Source organism: Streptomyces sp. NPDC049627 (assembly GCF_044465645.1).
GTDB lineage: Bacteria > Actinomycetota > Actinomycetes > Streptomycetales > Streptomycetaceae > Streptomyces.
The window spans coordinates 404,013-419,171 of record NZ_JBITLW010000006.1; the positions used below are offsets into that span (position 1 = coordinate 404,013).

Sequence of the window (15,159 nt, forward strand, 5' to 3'; positions counted from 1 at the left end):
TCCGCTCAGCTCAATCACCGTGCAGACAGTGCGCGGCCTCACCACGGAGGTTTTGGAGGTCGGCCAGAGCCTCTGGTCGATGGTGTGGACCTGGACGTCCCTAACAGTGGCCGAGGACCAACTTGTCGTCCAATGCTCTCGGAGAAAAGATCAGGTGAAAGGGATCACCACGCCAAGGGGGGGAACAGGTGAGCGCCTCAGCGCGGTCCACGGTCGGCCAGCTGGCGCTAGGGCTGCCCTGGGCGACGGGGACTCGCAACGGCTGGGGCGAGTGCGCCGTTGCCGTCGCACCGGCTATGACTCCGAGCTTCCTCGTCGACAGCGGCGCCCTCCAAACTCGGTGAACCCGATACATCCAGCCCTTCCCGTCCTGGCCTTCCTGCGTGAAGGCCCTCGTCTGACCTGGCCGACCTGCGCGACGGATGATGGTTGCGCCGACGTGCCGTGGGCGGCGTGGGCGCCGTACGAACGGTGTCTGGCTCATCTCGAAGCGGAGGAACGGCGCCAGACTCTCGGGGGCGTTGTCGCCCGGTGCGGCGGTGGACTGCCGCGGCGTGCCCTTCACCCAGGAACTGCGGGAGGAGCTCAAGACAGCGGTGGACAACACCTTCGTCGGCGACGCGTTCTTCTGGCTGGCTCACTTCTTGCACGATGCCTCGTTCGACGAAGTCACCTTCAGCGGAGACGCGCTCTTCGAGGAAGCCGTCTTCGAGTTCGGGGCCTCCTTCGAGTATGCGCAGTTCCACGGTCCCGCCTGGTTCCAGGACGCACTTTTCGCTCCAGATGCGGACTTCGCTCACGTCACCTTCGCCGGCGAGGCGTTCTTCTCCCGCACTCAGATCTTCGGCGAGGCGTTCTTCCACTACGCCCAGTTTTCCCACGGTGCTGTCTTCGTCTCAGCAGAAGTCGAGGAGAAGGCAACATTCGACGGGGCGACGTTTGGCCAGGACGCGGTCTTCGCCGGAGCCCGCTTCAAGGGTGATGCCCGCTTCCCCGGAACCGAGTTCGCCCAGCGGCTGGCGGGCCCGATCGTCTGCGGTGGCGTGTTCGACCTGTCCCAGTCAGTCCTGCGCGCCCCGGTGCGGATAAGGATCGCAGCCGCTCGCCTCGACCTGCTTGCCGCGCAGATCGATGCGGCGGTCAGCTTGGTTGTCCGCTACGTAGACGTTCATATGCAGGACGTCACGCTCTCCCGGCCCGTCGCGATCAACTTTCACCCTCGATGGATCGGAAGCACGCGAGTTCGCGGATTCCTGGAGGGGGTAACTGCTGAACCCGCGCGTGTCGCCTGGTTGGTGGCAGGAACGAGGGCGTGTTCGTCTATGCCTACAGGGGATGAGACGGCTGGCCCGCCCTGCGAACTATGGCCCCAGCCATGCGGAGCGAACGCAACGTGTTCTTCGGTTCCTGTTCGCCGGTGCCGGCGGGGATGCCACCGGTCACGATGAGGGCAATGTAGCCGTGGATCGCGGCCATGACCGACAGGCCGATCTCCTCCGCGGGCCCTCTCGGACCTCGCCCCGCTTCTGGGCATCCTCGATGAGCCGGGCTGCGAAGCGGGCATAGGCATGCCTGTGCTGGTCGCGGACCGGGAGGCCGGCCGAAGATGCCGTTTCGCCGCCCCGGAGAAGGGTTAACGTTGCGGGTCCGACTGAGTACGTGGGGGAGGAACCCGGATGAGCGAGAGCAGTGGTCCGCGAAACCGTGCCCGGCAGGGATCGCGCGCACCCTTGTCGCGCGAGGAGGTGGTGGACGCTGCTGTGCGGTATGCGGACGAACATGGGCTGGAAGCGCTGACCATGCGGGCGCTTGCCAAGGAGATGGGTGTCTATCCGACGGCGCTTTACTGGCACGTCGGCTCCAAGCCGCAGTTGGTGGCGGCGGCGTCGGCGCGAGTCCTGGATGGCATCGTTCTGCCGTCTGTGCACGGGGTGAACTGGGATGTCTGGCTGGGGGAGGTGGCCCGACTGTGCCGGGCCGCCATGCACCGGCATCCGAATCTGGTTCCGATCATGGGGTCGCAGCTTGCGGTGTCGACGACGGCGGTCCCGTTCGTGGAGCGGATACTCGGTGTGCTGGAGGGGGCGGGATTCACCGGGAACGACCTGGTCGACGTCTACAACACGGTGATCGGGTTCGTGCTGGGCTGGGTGACTCTGGAACTGTCCGCGCCCCCCTCGGACGCCGAGGCCGGCTGGCAGAAGGGCTTCGCGGCAGAGCTGCGAGGGATCGATCCGAATACGTTCCCGGTGCTTGCCCGAAACCTGCCGCTGCTGGAGAACAACGCGTTCCTGACCAGGTGGGAGTCGGGACGGGACAGGCCCATGGACCGTAGCTTCGATGTGGCGCTGGATGTGCTGGTCAGAGGGCTGCACTCCAAGATCATCTGACGTCTGAGGGGCGGTTGGGCGCCCCCGGGCCTTCGTCTGGGGAAACAGAAGGTTTACCCATACCCCTTGCTCTTGTCCCGCGTACAAGACATTCTGTTCGACGTACAAGCGATTCAGTCGCTTTTTCAGCCTTTCGGCCTGTACATACGCACCGCCGCTTGCGAGCCCGCCTGGCACGCTTGCGCGATCTCCAGGAGTCACCCGTCATGGACCATGCGCTGTCCGCCTCTCGCGTCGCGATGCAGCCCGACGGCAGTCGGCTGATCAAGTTCTTCTTCGGCGAAGAGCTGCCATTCGTCAGTCACGGGCGCGGGGTGTTCGTCTACGACGCGGACGGGCGCCGTTACCTTGACGGCTGCTCCGGTGCGGTGACGGCGAATCTGGGACACGCGGACCCGGAGATCCTGCAGGTCATGGCCGAGCAGGCTGAGCGGATCACCTTCGCGCACCGCGGGACGTTCCACAGCGAGCAGTCGGAGAAGCTTGCTGAGCGGCTGGGCGCGATGACCGGCTACCCGTACGTCTTTTTGTGCAACAGCGGCTCCGAGGCGGTGGAAACGGCGCTGCGGCTGACCCTGCAGTACTGGCGGGAGCGGGGCGAGCCGGAGCGGGCGCGGTTCCTCTCCCATGCGGTGAGCTACCACGGCGCCACGCTGGGCGGTCTGTCCTTGTCGGGGCATCCTCAGCGCCGCTGGGTCGCCGAGGCGCTGCTGCACGGGTTCAACGAGCTGACTCCCCCCTACGCCTACCGGTTCGCCGAAGGCCGAGACGATGCAGCGTTCACTGCCTTCCTCACTGAGAGGGCCGCCGAGGCGCTGGACTCACACGGCTCGGGTGCGGCCGGCGTGGTGGTCGAGCCGGTCGGCGGCGCGGCGGGAGGCGCCATCACGCCGCCCGACGGCTACCTGCCTGCTCTTGCCGAGCTGTGCCGGGAGAGGGGCCTGCCGCTGATCGCGGACGAGGTCATGACGGGCCTGGGCCGCACCGGCACCATGCTGGCCTCGCAGCACTGGGACGTACGCCCGGACCTGGTGGTACTCGGCAAGGGGATGGGTGCCGGATACGTGCCCGTGTCTGCCGTGTTGGTAAGTGAGCACATCGTTGATGCCATCGCCGCCGGGACCGCGTCGGTCACCAATGGGCACACCTACGGCGGAAACCCGCTCGGCAGCGCCGTCGCCCTGGCCGTGCTGAAGGCCGTGGAGTCCCGGAATCTGGTGGCGAACGCTGCGGAACGGGGCAAGCAGCTACGGGCGGGTCTGGAGGAGCTGGCCGCACGACATGAGGTCATCGGCGAGGTCCGCGGCCTTGGCCTGCTTCAGGGACTGGAACTCGTCAGCGACCGCGTGACCCGAAGCCCCGGCGACCCCGTCGGCTCCCTCACCCGGTCAGCCGTCCTGGCCGCCCGCGAGCAGGGGCTGCTGGTCTACCCGGCAACCGGCGGCATCAACGACGCGATCCTCGTTGCTCCTCCGCTCACCGTCACCGCCGAGGAGACCGATCTCCTGCTCGCACTCCTCGACGACGCCCTGAGCGCGATGAGTCAGTACACAAGAGCCAGGGCATGAACGCGCTGCCTGCCAGCCGCCAGGACCAGGAACGGAGCTCGGCCGTGCCCGAGACTCTGCTTCACGAGTACCGCGCCCGCACTCCGCGATCGGCAGCCGCCTTCCAGCGGGCTGCCGCGGTGCTGCCCGGTGGAGAGACCCGGTTCATCACGTACTACCCGCCCTACCCGGTCATCCTCGCCGAGGGCCACGGCTCGCGGCTGTACGACGTCGACGGCATCGAGTACCTGGACCTGGTCAACAACTACACCTCGCTCGTCCACGGCAACGCATACGAGCCCGCCATGCAGGCAGCCGCGGCAGTGCTGTCCTCAGGTCCGGTCTTTCCCAGCCCGCACGAACTGCAGTGGCACCTTGCCGAGTTGCTCGTCTCCCGCATCTCGTCCGTGCAGCGGGTGCGGTTCACGAACTCGGGGACCGAGGCGTCGGTGCTCGCCGCGCGCCTCGCCCGGCGCGCCACCCGCCGGGCGCGGATGCTGCTGTTCGACGGCGCCTACCACGGCAGCGCGCCCCCGCTGCTGGCCGGTGATCCCGACGTGGTGACCGTTCCCTACAACGATCTCGATGCCACAGCCAAGGCGCTCACCGCCGACATCGCCGCGGTGTTCGCCGAGCCGTTCCTCGGTGCCGCGGGAGTGATCCCCGCGCAGCCGGGTTTCCTGTCAGCCGTGGCCGACCTGGCGCGCGAGCGCGGGGCGCTGTTCGTGCTGGACGAGGTGCAGTCGTTGCGCAACGCCGTGGGCGGCGAGCAGGGCCGGCTCGGTCTGCGCCCGGACCTGACCGTCATGGGCAAGGTCATCGGCGGCGGCCTGCCGATCGGCGCGATCGGCGGCAGTGAGGAGCTGATGCGGCTGACCGCGGCGACCACCGAGGGGAATCTGGCGCACTCCGGCACCTTCAACGGTCACCTCACCGCCGCGGCCGCCGGGGCCGTCACCCTGCGCCACCTCGACACCGGGGCGATCGACCGCCTCGACCGGGCCGCCCACCAGCTGGCCGGTGCCATCACCACGGCGGCGGCCGAAGCGGGATTCGCGGCCTCGGTGACGCGCGCGGGATCCATCCTCAACCTGCACCTGGCCGCTACCGCGCCCCTCAACGCCGAACAGGCCCGAGCGGCGGCCACTCCTGCGCTCAAGGCGTTGCACGTGGCGCTACTCCTCGACGGGCTCTACACGACCCCTCGCGGAATGATCAACCTGTCGACCGCGCTGGACGCGGACGACCTCGAACGTGCCGCACAGGCGTATGCCCACGCCTTCCAGCGGCTCGCAGACGCGGACATTCCCACCCTGTCCCGGTGATCTCCGCGTCTTTCCTGATCCGGCGACCTCCTGGAGGCTCCAGATGATCAACAACTCTACACCCCCGTCCCCGCGGGCTCTCAAGCCCGTCCTGTCCACCCGGCAACTCAGCATGATCGCCATCGGCGGCGTCATCGGCGCCGGCCTGTTCGTCGGCAGCGGCACGGCGATCTCCGCGGCGGGCCCCGCCGTGCTGCTGGCCTACATCGGCGTCGGCGCCGTCGTCTTCCTGATCATGCGGATGCTCGCTGAACTGGCTGTAGCCTCGCCCGACTCGGGCTCCTTCGCCACCTACGCCACCCGCGCCTTCGGCCCCTGGGCGGGCGTCACCGTGAGTTCCCTGTACACCTATTCATGGGTGGTCGTGATCGGCTTCGAGGCCACTGCCGGCGCGGCCGTCGTGCACGGGTTCTTCCCAGCGGTGGCACCGTGGGCGGCGGCTTTGGTCTTCATGCTGGTGTTCACGCTGACCAACCTGGTCTCGGCTAGAGCCTTCGGCCAGTTCGAGTTCTGGTTCGCGCTGATCAAGGTCGTCGCGATCTGCGCGTTCCTGGTCATCGGCGCGCTGGCCATCACCGGTGCGCTGCCCGGCACCGATGCGCCGGGACTGTCCAACCTCACTGGGCACGGCTTCGCCCCGCACGGCTGGCAGCCGGTCTGGCTCGCCTGTCTGGTGGTCTTCTTCTCCTTCTTCGGTGCCGAGAGCGTGACCATCGCCGCGGGCGAGGCCAAACAGCCCGCCGCCGCGGTCCGCCGTGCGATGCGCTCGGTCATCGTCCGGATCATGATCTTCTACGTCGGATCGGTGGCTGTCGTCGTCACCCTCATTCCTTCCGACTCCAAGGACATCGCGGCCGGCCCCTACGGTGCCGTACTCGCGCGGCTCGGTGTCCCGCACGCGACCGCGATCGTCGACGTCATCGTCCTGACCGCGGTGCTCTCGCTGCTCAACTCCGGTATGTACGCCTCCTCCCGCATGATGTTCGCTGCCGCTCGGCGTGCTGAACTGCCTGCCGCTCTGGGACGCGTGACCGCGCGCGGCGTTCCCGCCAACGCGGTCCTCGCCGCGAGCTCCGGCGGTTTCCTCACCGTGGTGGCCGACTACTTCTTCCCCACCGACTCCGTCTTCCTCTTCCTCCTGCAGTCCTCCGGGACCATCGGCGTCGCCGTCTACCTCTTCATCGCAGCCACCCAGATCCAGACCCGCCGCCGCATGGGCGCGGCCGAGGCCGAAAAACTCACGGTGCGCATGTGGGGCTTCCCCTACCTTCCCGCACTGGTGGTGCTGATCCTGGTCGGCATCGTGACCGGACTCGCCTTCGACCCAGGCAGCCAGAGATCACTGCTGCTCAGCGGACTGGCCACCGCCGTGGCTCTGATCGCCGGAGTGATCAAGCAACTCCGATCCGCATCGGCGCCGGCCCAGCGCCCTGAGACGGGCACCCTGCCCACAACGCCCGAGTCGCCGCATCCGCAGGCCCCCGCGGGTGCCTGATCTCGTGGTTGGTCAGGCCGTGAACGGCCTGACCAACCACATCCGCGAAGGAGCACCACATGAACGAGCCGGAGATGCTGCGCGCCCCGGCCGCAGACGTCGGCCACACCACCGTGATCGGCGACTACCTCGCCTGGCTGGACAAGCACCGCAACCTCGCCTTCACCGACTACCGAGCCCTGCACCGCTGGTCCGTCACCGACCTCGAAGGCTTCTGGTCGTCGATCTGGGAATACTTCGAGGTCCGCGCGCACACCCCCTACGGTCGAGTGCTCGGCCGTAGGGACATGCCCGGCGCCGAATGGTTTGCCGGCGCCACCCTCAACTACGCCGAGCACGCCCTGCGCCCAGGCGAACACATGCCCGGTGATCTGGCGGTACTGGCCCGTTCCCAGACTCGCGGGCCGGTCCAACTGACCTGGGAGGAACTGGCCCAGCAGGTCGCACACGCCAGGGCCGGTCTGCGCCGGCTCGGTGTCCGTCGGGGCGACCGGGTCGTCGCCTACCTGCCGAACATCCCCGAGACCCTCGTGGCCTTCCTGGCCACCGCCAGCCTGGGAGCCATCTGGTCAAGCTGCGCGCCGGAGTTCGGCGCCCGGGGCGTCATCGACCGGTTCTCGCAGATCGAGCCCACCGTTCTGCTCACCATCTCCGGCTACCGCTACGGGGAGAAGGACATCGACCGACGCGAGGAGGTCGCCGCCATCCGGGCCGCACTGCCCACCCTTCGCCACACCGTCCACGTCCCGTACGGGCCCGGGCATCTCCCGGACACGGTGTCCTGGGACGACCTGCTCGCCGGGGACGCCGAGCCCGGCTTCGAAGCGGTCCCCTTCGCCCACCCGCTGTGGGTGCTGTTCTCTTCGGGCACCACGGGCCAACCCAAGCCGATCGTCCACGCCCACGGCGGCATCCTGCTGGAGCACCTGAAAAACCACTCCCTGAGCTGGGATCTGCGCCCGGGCGACCGCATCCTGTGGTTCACCACCACGGCCTGGATGATGTGGAACTCACTGGTCTCCGGGCTGCTCGTGGGCGCCTCTGTCGTGCTGATCGACGGCAACCCCCTCCATCCCGACCTGGACTGGCAGTGGCGCCTCGCCGAGAACACCGGCGCCACCCTCATGGGTGCCAGCCCGGGATTCCTGATGGCCTGCCGCAAACAGGGCCTGACCCCGGCAGCGGACCACGACCTGTCCCGGCTGCGCCAGATCGGCGCCGCCGGAAGCCCACTGCCACCCGAGGGCTACCGCTGGGTGCACGAACAGTTCGGACCCGACGTGCTGCTCAACGTGGGCAGCGGCGGCACGGATGTGTGCTCGGGCATCCTGCAGGGCAGCCCCCTGCAGCCAGTGTGGGCCGGAGCCATCTCCGGCCCCTGCCTGGGAGTGGCCGCCACCGCCTACGACGAACAGGGCAACGAGGTCACCGACGAACTCGCCGAACTGGTCATCACCCAGCCCATGCCCTCCATGCCGACCGGCTTCTGGGGCGACACCGACGGCTCCCGCTACCGGGAGACCTACTTCCACGCCTACCCGGGCGTGTGGCGCCATGGCGACTGGGTGCGCTTCGCGGCAGCGACAGGCAGCTGCACGGTGGCAGGACGCTCGGACGCCACCCTCAACCGCGGTGGGGTTCGTCTGGGCACCGCGGAGTTCTACCGCGTCATGGAAGAACTCTCCGCAGTCGACGACAGCCTGGTCGTCCACCTCGAGGACACCGCCGGCGGCCCCGGAGAACTCCTCCTGTTCGTCGCACTGCGCGACGGCGCGGAACTCGACGACGCCCTGCGCAAGCTGATCACCACCCAGCTGCGCAACGCCCTCTCCCCACGCCATGTGCCCGACACCATCCACGCCGTGCCCTTCGTACCCCGCAACCGCACCGGCAAGAAACTCGAGGTACCGGTCAAGAAAATTCTTCTTGGGGCCGCCCCCTCCGAGGTAGCAGGCCGCGACACCCTGGCCGCCCCCGCGTCGCTGGACACCTTCGCCGCACTGGCGGCGCAGCGCCTCGCGCACTGAACCCCCGGCCATTCGACGAGCCCCGCAGGGAAGAGAACGCATGGAAGCCACCGCCCTGGCCGCGATCGACATGCACGTCCACGTCGAGCAGGACAGCCACGGCTGCTACTCACTCGACGACGAACTCATGGACGCCTCCGCGGCCTACTTCAAGTCCTCCGCACACCGCACGCCCACCCTCGCGCACATCGCCGACCACTACCGCGCCCGGCACATGGCGGCAGTCGTGTTCACCGTCGACGCCACCGCTTCGACCGGCCACCCGGCGCTGTCCAGCGAGGAGATCGCCGACCAGGCCGCCGCACACCCCGACGTCCTCATCCCCTTCGGCTCCGTCGACCCGCACGCCGGACAGGCCGCGATCCGACACGCCCGACGCCTGGTCACCGAACACGGTGTACGCGGCTTCAAGTTCCATCCCAGCCTTCAGGCCTTCCAGCCCAACGACATCCGCCACTACCCGCTGTACGAAACCCTCGCCGAACTCGGCGTCCCCGCCCTCTTCCACACCGGGCAGACCGGCATCGGGGCCGGCCTGCCCGGCGGACGCGGCATCAAACTGCGCTACTCCGACCCCATGCTGCTCGACGACGTGGCAGCCGACTTCCCCGGCCTCACCATCATCATGGCGCACCCCTCAGTCCCCTGGCAGGACGCGGCAATCTCCATCGCCACCCACAAAGCCAACGTCTACATCGACCTGTCGGGCTGGTCACCGAAGTACTTCCCGCCCCAACTCGTACGAGCGGCTGACAGCTTCCTCAAACACAAGGTGCTCTTCGGCTCGGACTTCCCCGTCCTCACCCCCGACCGCTGGCTGGCCGACTTCGCCGAACTGCCGTTCAAGGACGAGGTAAGGCCCCTGGTCCTCAAGCAGAACGCGGCCCAGATACTGCGGCTGGGAGTGTCTGACCATGACGGATCAGGACCAAGGAGACACGTCTGATGAGGGAGACCGCCGTGGAGAACGAGCAGGCTGAGCAGCTGGTCAGGCACCATCGAGTCGGTGTCGCACAAGCAGCTCGTTGCGATGCTCATCGCCCGGCGGGGACCGTGGGCCTGACGGATTGCTCACGGCCGCAGCGCCGTACGGACCCTGCTGCCCGTCGTCCCGCCCGCCGGGTCGGCCGGCTCGCCGCCGCCTCGGACCTGCTGTTCTCCGCGCTGGACCTGCACGCCCTGCTGCCCGTCGCCTCCGTGCCCCTGCTCACCCGGCGGATCCGCCCCGCGCTGGAGACCCTGCGCCGGGCCGAGGCCGCCGAAGGACGCCTGGTCCTGGCCGTCGACATCAGCCACTGGCTCCGTCCGGATGCCCCGACGGGCGCTGGCGAGGCGGCCGACGTCGATGCCGTTGAGGCCGACGTCGCCCACAGGCCGGGGGTCATGCCCCTCCGCCCTCGGGCCCTGGGGGTTGCGAGTCACGCTGGGGTCAGCAGGTCTGCGTGGCCCGTTCGCCGGAGGTAGTCGATCACCGCGTCTCGGCTCTTCTCCAGGCACACGATCCTGTTCTCGACGACGCGCAGCTCGCGAGCGAGCTCCTCTGCCAGGGTCTGGGTGCACGCGCCTCCTGCCTCCTGGGCCGAGGGAGCCTCGATGTCCAGCACGATCTTGATCATCCTCGTCGACAGGCCGGCCTCGATGAGCGCCCGGACGTGACGTGCGTGCTCGACCTGGTCCTCGGAGTAGTCGCGGTAACCGTTGGACGACCGCGACGACTCGATGAGCCCCTGCTGCTCGTAGTAGCGGAGCATCCGAGCCGGGGCTCCTACCTTTTGGGCGGCCTCACTGATCTTCATCCCTCGCTCCTCCTCGTCAGTCGCCGACTTGACCTTGACACTGATGTCAAAGTTTACGGTGACTCTCGAGACCCCAGCGACCAGAACGCACTGGGGAAAGGCGAACACGAGAGCGATTTTCAGATGACCAACGACAGCTCGATCCCCACCTCCCGGGACATCCTCATCATCGGAGCCGGGGAGCTCGGCATGCCCGTCATCCGCAACGTCGTCCGACGAGCGAAGGACGTGGCAGGCTCGTCCGTCAGCGTGCTCCTGCGGCCCAGCGCCATCGCGTCCACGGCACCCGACAAGCAGCGCGACGTCGCTGAGATCAAGAACCTGGGCGTGAAGATCGTCGAAGGCGACCTCGTGAAGAACACCGTCGACGAGCTCGCCTCCCTCTTCGCCGACTACGACACGGTCATCGGGTGCACGGGCATCACCGCCGGCCTCGAAACCCCCATGAAGGTCGCCCAAGCCGCCCTCCAGGCGAGGGTCCCGCGGTACTTCCCGTGGCAGTTCGGCGTCGACTTCGACGTCATCGGCCGCGGAAGCCCGCAGGACATCTTCGACTCCCAGCTGGACGTCCGCGACCTGCTCCGGTCCCAGGACCAGACCGAGTGGGTCATCATCTCCACCGGCATGTTCATGAACTACCTCTTCGAGCCCGGCTCGGGCATGGTGGACCTGCCCAACGACACCGTCAACGCGCTGGGAAGTCTCGAGACGGCGGTCACCGTGACGACGCCCGAAGACATCGGCGTCCTCACCGCGGACATCCTCTTCGCCGAACCTCGCATCCGCGACGAGATCGTCTACCTCGCCGGTGACACCATCACCTACGGCGAACTGGCCGAGACGCTCGAGACCGTGCTGAAGCGTCCGTTCCGCCGTGAGGTGTGGACGGTTCCATCGCTGCTCGACGAGCTGGCCGCCGACCCGGACAACATGACGCGGAAGTACCGGGCGGTCTTCGCGCAGGGCCGCGGCGTCGCGTGGGCGAAGGACGACACCTACAACGCACGCCACGCGATCCCCGTGACCGACCTCCGCGAGTGGGTCGAGGAGAACCTCGCCGGCTGACGCATCCCGAGCCCCTGCGCGCGCAGCGTCGGCCTGCAGTTCTTCACCGGCGACCTCCAGGGCAGCCATGGCCCGGACGGCATCGTCTTCACCGCGCTCGCCGCAATGTCGGGCAGAGTCGGGAGAGCAGGCGACAACGGAGCCGACGTCGTGGCTGTCGCCCCTGTCGCCCCTGTCGCCCCTGTCGGCCAGCGCTGGGTTATCCAGTGCCAGCACCGCAAACAAGGCCGCTCAGGCGCCGCTGTGGGTGTTCAGGACTTTCACATCCGCATCTGTGGAGCGAATACAACGACGGCACCACCGATCCGGATCCTGCCGATATCCGTCTGACGGATACCGCTCTGACGCTGCCCGAGGCCAGTGCCCCTGTCGCCGTGGCGATGCCTCCAGGAACTCGGTGAAGTTGCAGAAGAACGCGCAACCGGCCAACTTGCCGACGATGTCGTGCAGGTACGGGCCGCGTGGCCGCCGAACCGCGAGGTGAAATTGCTGCTGGTCACCACGAGTTGGTGGAGCCTTGCCGAACGCCATCCCGATGGTCCTGTGGTGGTGATGCTGGACGGCATCCTGGGCCTCTGTGACGTTATCGGGGATCGGTCAGTGCTCACCCATGCAGCCAACCAGCGGACGCACGCATCGGCCGGGCCCCGCCGGAAGCCGAACGCGGCCGAGGCGTCATGGCGTCTCGGTCCGCACGCGCTCGGTGCCGTCCTGTCGCGCGCGGGTCCGGTAGCGCAGCGGTGACTCGCCGACGACGCGTTTGAACGCCGTGCTGAAGGCGCTCTCCGAGCCGTAGCCCAACTCCTCGGCGAGCGCCGCGACGCGGGTGTCACCGTCCCGGAGCGCGCGCTGGGCGAGCAGCATGCGCCACCGTCCCAGGTAGGTCAGCGGTGGCACACCGGCCGCCTCCCGGAACCGCTCGGCGAAGGTCGTCCGGGACATCGCGGCGGCCCGCGCCAACTCCTCCAGTCCCCAGGAGCGTCCGGGGCGGCCGTGCAGCAGGTCGAGGGCGGGGCGCAGACGCTCGTCGACGAGCAGCCGCAGCCAGCCTGAGGGCAGCGCGGCCTGGCCGGCGTAGGACCGCAGCACTTCCAGCAGGAGGAGCTGACCGTACTGGCGGACCGCGAAGGCCGAGCCGGGCCGCTGCGCGGTGGCCTCGTCGAACAGGCGCAGCAGCGCGGCGAGGAGCCGGTCGTCGGCACCGGCCGATTTGATGTGCGCCAGGGGCGGCAGCGACTCGAGGAGGAGCGTGCTTCCGGCCGCGTTCAGACCCACACTGCCGCCGATCACGATGTCGTCGGCGTCGCGGTCCGCAGACGCGAAGCGGTCGGTGGAGAAGTCGGATTCCGGCTCCACCTCCTGGCGGGGTTCCGGGCCGGCTTCGAACGTGGCCCAGGAACGGCCGGTGAGGATCGCCACGTCACCCGCCACGAGGTCGACCGGTTCGTCGATCCCGTCGGTGGCCAGGCGGGCCCGACCACTGACGAGCGCGAAGAACTTGACCGGGTCGGAGAGCGGTGCGCGCAGCCGCCATCCGCCGCGAGCCGCGATGCCGCCCGTGAGGACGCCGCGGACCTCGACCAGATCGAGTGCTTCGGAGAGTCGATCGGTGGCCATACCCGTACTCTCGCTCAAAAAATCGGGATTCTCAAGTATTCATCGTCCGGCTGCCTTTCGGGAGACTGGTGGCAGAAGCTCGCAGACGGACCTAAAGGAGGGAACATGCGTTACCGCGGCCTGGGCAAGACCGGGATCAAGGTGAGCCCTTACGCTCTCGGCGCGATGATGTTCGGAGCCATCGGCAATCCCGACCACGACGACTGCGTCCGCATCATCCACCGGGCGCTGGACTCCGGCATCAACCTCATCGACACAGCCGACGCGTACGGACACGGCGAGTCGGAGGAGATCGTCGGCCGGGCGCTGAAGGGCCGGCGAGAGGACGTCGTGCTCGCGACCAAGGCCAGCAGGCCGATGAGCGACGACCCGAACCACCAGGGGGCGTCCCGGCGCTGGCTCGTGCGCGCATTGGAGGACTCGCTGCGCCGCCTCAAGACCGACTATGTGGACATCTACCAGATTCACCGCCCGGACCCCGACACCGACATCGAGGAGACGCTCGGGGCTCTCACCGACCTGCAGCGAGCCGGCAAGATCCGCACCTTCGGCACCTCGGCCATGCCGGCCTCCGACATCGTCCGCGCCCACTGGGCCGCCGAGCGGCGCGGCCTTTCCCGGCCACGTACCGAGCAGCCGGTGTACTCGATCCTCGACCGGGGCATCGAACGCGAGGTGCTCCCGGTGGCGCAGGAGTTCGGCATGGGCACCCTCGTCTGGTCGCCGCTCGCCGGCGGGCTGCTGACCGGGCGCTACCGCAAGGGCCGGCAGACCGCGACACACCGCTCCTCGAACTACGACTTCGCACACCTCAAGGACGAACGGCGGCTCGACGCCGTCGAACAGCTCATCCCGCTCGCCGAAGAGGCGGGCATGCCGCTGACCCATCTGGCCGTGGGCTTCGCGCTCGCTCACCCCGGCGTGACCTCCGCCCTCCTCGGACCGCGGTCCATGGCACATCTGGACGATCTGCTCGCAGGCACCGAGGTCATGCTCCCGGACGACGTCCTGGACCGGATCGACGCCATCGTGCCGCCCGGCACGGACACCGGCACACTCGACGTCGCCCACCAGCCGCCGGCCGTCCTCCAGCGGGCACTGAGGCGCCGGCCGCCGGTCGAACGCGCGGCGGCGTGACGGCACCGTGCCGTTGGTCTGCGATGTGATCCGACGGAGGCCCCGCATCACGGGACCCGTCTCATGGAAGGGACAGATCTATGTCTGATGCTCCGCTGCCCGAGGCCGCCCTGGCCTTTCTCCGTAAGCCGAACCCGGCCGTCATGGCGACGGTCACGGCGAAAGGCCGCCCCGTATCGGTGGCGACCTGGTACCTCATCGAAGACGACGGACTTCTCATGCTGTGCATGAACGCCGACCGCGCCCGCCTGAAACACCTGCAGAACAACGGCCACGTGTCGCTGACCGTGCTCGGAGCGGACGACTTCGGCACGCATGTATCTGTCCAGGGGCACGTCGTGTCCATCAAGCCTGATGAGGGACTCGCCGACATCGACCGACTCTCAAGGCACTTCCTCGGCAAGGACTACCCTGCCAGAGACAACCCGCTCGTGACGGTCCACGTGGCGATCGATCGATGGTTCGGTTGGTCCGGAGGTCGTCCCGTTCAGTACTGACCTCGATCTTGTATGAGGGTCCGTCAGCTTTCTGGCGGGCCTTTCGTCTCGTTCGAGGTGAGGATTCCTACCGGTGTGCAGGCTGATGGCCCAGCTGCCGCGCTATCCCGCCACGGGTACGTGACGGCGCGCCGCCCCTCCGGTGACGCCAGCCACTCCCACCGGCCCGTCGCGGCCCGCGATATCAGCGGAGCGAGTAACTCCCACTCCTGATCGGTGAGTTCATGGCGACGTATCACCCCACCATGATCCAACACCCGATG

At 68.3% G+C, this 15,159-nt stretch carries 13 protein-coding genes; 10 read left to right on the plus strand and 3 right to left on the minus strand.

The window, feature by feature from the left end; genetic code table 11:
• The first annotated feature begins 554 nt into the window (after positions 1-554).
• The 7 genes from ACIBU0_RS18925 (at position 555) to ACIBU0_RS18955 (ending at position 9,730) form a co-directional block, all read left to right on the plus strand.
• A complete protein-coding gene (locus tag ACIBU0_RS18925) occupies positions 555-1,448 on the plus strand; it encodes a pentapeptide repeat-containing protein (RefSeq protein WP_398819318.1) in 894 nt (297 codons plus the stop codon).
• A 228-nt stretch (positions 1,449-1,676) separates the two neighbouring features.
• Entirely contained in the window at positions 1,677-2,390 is a 714-nt protein-coding gene (locus tag ACIBU0_RS18930) for a TetR/AcrR family transcriptional regulator C-terminal domain-containing protein (RefSeq protein ID WP_133928839.1), read from the plus strand.
• 206 nt (positions 2,391-2,596) lie between these two features.
• Positions 2,597-3,958, plus strand: a complete 1,362-nt coding sequence (locus tag ACIBU0_RS18935) for an aminotransferase class III-fold pyridoxal phosphate-dependent enzyme (RefSeq protein ID WP_398819321.1) — start codon at positions 2,597-2,599, stop codon at positions 3,956-3,958.
• 44 nt (positions 3,959-4,002) lie between these two features.
• A complete protein-coding gene (locus ACIBU0_RS18940; protein ID WP_398819324.1) occupies positions 4,003-5,262 on the plus strand; it encodes an aspartate aminotransferase family protein in 1,260 nt (419 codons plus the stop codon).
• Between the two features lie 43 nt (positions 5,263-5,305).
• Positions 5,306-6,757: an amino acid permease gene (locus tag ACIBU0_RS18945; protein WP_133928836.1), complete on the plus strand. Its 1,452-nt coding sequence runs from the start codon at positions 5,306-5,308 to the stop codon at positions 6,755-6,757.
• A gap of 59 nt (positions 6,758-6,816) precedes the next feature.
• Positions 6,817-8,784 carry an acetoacetate--CoA ligase gene (locus ACIBU0_RS18950; RefSeq protein ID WP_398819327.1) on the plus strand — a complete coding sequence of 656 codons (1,968 nt, stop codon included), beginning with the start codon at positions 6,817-6,819 and terminating at the stop codon, positions 8,782-8,784.
• 40 nt (positions 8,785-8,824) lie between these two features.
• Positions 8,825-9,730: an amidohydrolase family protein gene (locus tag ACIBU0_RS18955; protein ID WP_398819330.1), complete on the plus strand. Its 906-nt coding sequence runs from the start codon at positions 8,825-8,827 to the stop codon at positions 9,728-9,730.
• A 125-nt stretch (positions 9,731-9,855) separates the two neighbouring features.
• On the opposite strand, the gene ACIBU0_RS18960 is transcribed toward ACIBU0_RS18955, so the two are convergent.
• The gene (locus ACIBU0_RS18960) at positions 9,856-10,155 is read right to left on the minus strand and encodes a hypothetical protein (protein ID WP_166662367.1); all 300 of its coding nucleotides are present in this window, start codon (positions 10,153-10,155) and stop codon (positions 9,856-9,858) included.
• 47 nt (positions 10,156-10,202) lie between these two features.
• Positions 10,203-10,580: a MerR family transcriptional regulator gene (locus ACIBU0_RS18965; RefSeq protein ID WP_133928832.1), complete on the minus strand. Its 378-nt coding sequence runs from the start codon at positions 10,578-10,580 to the stop codon at positions 10,203-10,205.
• A 123-nt stretch (positions 10,581-10,703) separates the two neighbouring features.
• On the opposite strand from ACIBU0_RS18965, the gene ACIBU0_RS18970 reads away from it, so the two are divergent.
• Positions 10,704-11,645 (plus strand): aromatic alcohol reductase, encoded by a 942-nt coding sequence (locus ACIBU0_RS18970; RefSeq protein ID WP_133928831.1) that lies wholly within the window; start codon positions 10,704-10,706, stop codon positions 11,643-11,645.
• A gap of 675 nt (positions 11,646-12,320) precedes the next feature.
• On the opposite strand, the gene ACIBU0_RS18975 is transcribed toward ACIBU0_RS18970, so the two are convergent.
• On the minus strand, positions 12,321-13,262 hold the full coding sequence (locus tag ACIBU0_RS18975; protein ID WP_123761374.1) for an AraC family transcriptional regulator: 942 nt from the start codon (positions 13,260-13,262) through the stop codon (positions 12,321-12,323).
• Between the two features lie 105 nt (positions 13,263-13,367).
• Between ACIBU0_RS18975 and ACIBU0_RS18980 the strand changes: the two genes are divergently transcribed.
• Positions 13,368-14,399 (plus strand): aldo/keto reductase, encoded by a 1,032-nt coding sequence (locus ACIBU0_RS18980; protein WP_398819335.1) that lies wholly within the window; start codon positions 13,368-13,370, stop codon positions 14,397-14,399.
• Positions 14,400-14,479: 80 nt separating this feature from the next.
• Positions 14,480-14,896 carry a pyridoxamine 5'-phosphate oxidase family protein gene (locus ACIBU0_RS18985; protein ID WP_123761372.1) on the plus strand — a complete coding sequence of 139 codons (417 nt, stop codon included), beginning with the start codon at positions 14,480-14,482 and terminating at the stop codon, positions 14,894-14,896.
• Positions 14,897-15,159 lie beyond the last annotated feature (263 nt).

Coding starts and splice junctions, on each gene's coding strand:
- ACIBU0_RS18950 (WP_398819327.1), top strand. CDS start 6,817: ATGAACGAGCCGGAGATGCTGCGCGCCCCGGCCGCAGACGTCGGCCAC.
- ACIBU0_RS18930 (WP_133928839.1), top strand. CDS start 1,677: ATGAGCGAGAGCAGTGGTCCGCGAAACCGTGCCCGGCAGGGATCGCGC.
- ACIBU0_RS18935 (WP_398819321.1), top strand. CDS start 2,597: ATGGACCATGCGCTGTCCGCCTCTCGCGTCGCGATGCAGCCCGACGGC.
- ACIBU0_RS18985 (WP_123761372.1), top strand. CDS start 14,480: ATGTCTGATGCTCCGCTGCCCGAGGCCGCCCTGGCCTTTCTCCGTAAG.
- ACIBU0_RS18980 (WP_398819335.1), top strand. CDS start 13,368: ATGCGTTACCGCGGCCTGGGCAAGACCGGGATCAAGGTGAGCCCTTAC.
- ACIBU0_RS18945 (WP_133928836.1), top strand. CDS start 5,306: ATGATCAACAACTCTACACCCCCGTCCCCGCGGGCTCTCAAGCCCGTC.
- ACIBU0_RS18955 (WP_398819330.1), top strand. CDS start 8,825: ATGGAAGCCACCGCCCTGGCCGCGATCGACATGCACGTCCACGTCGAG.
- ACIBU0_RS18965 (WP_133928832.1), bottom strand. CDS start 10,580: ATGAAGATCAGTGAGGCCGCCCAAAAGGTAGGAGCCCCGGCTCGGATG.
- ACIBU0_RS18970 (WP_133928831.1), top strand. CDS start 10,704: ATGACCAACGACAGCTCGATCCCCACCTCCCGGGACATCCTCATCATC.
- ACIBU0_RS18975 (WP_123761374.1), bottom strand. CDS start 13,262: ATGGCCACCGATCGACTCTCCGAAGCACTCGATCTGGTCGAGGTCCGC.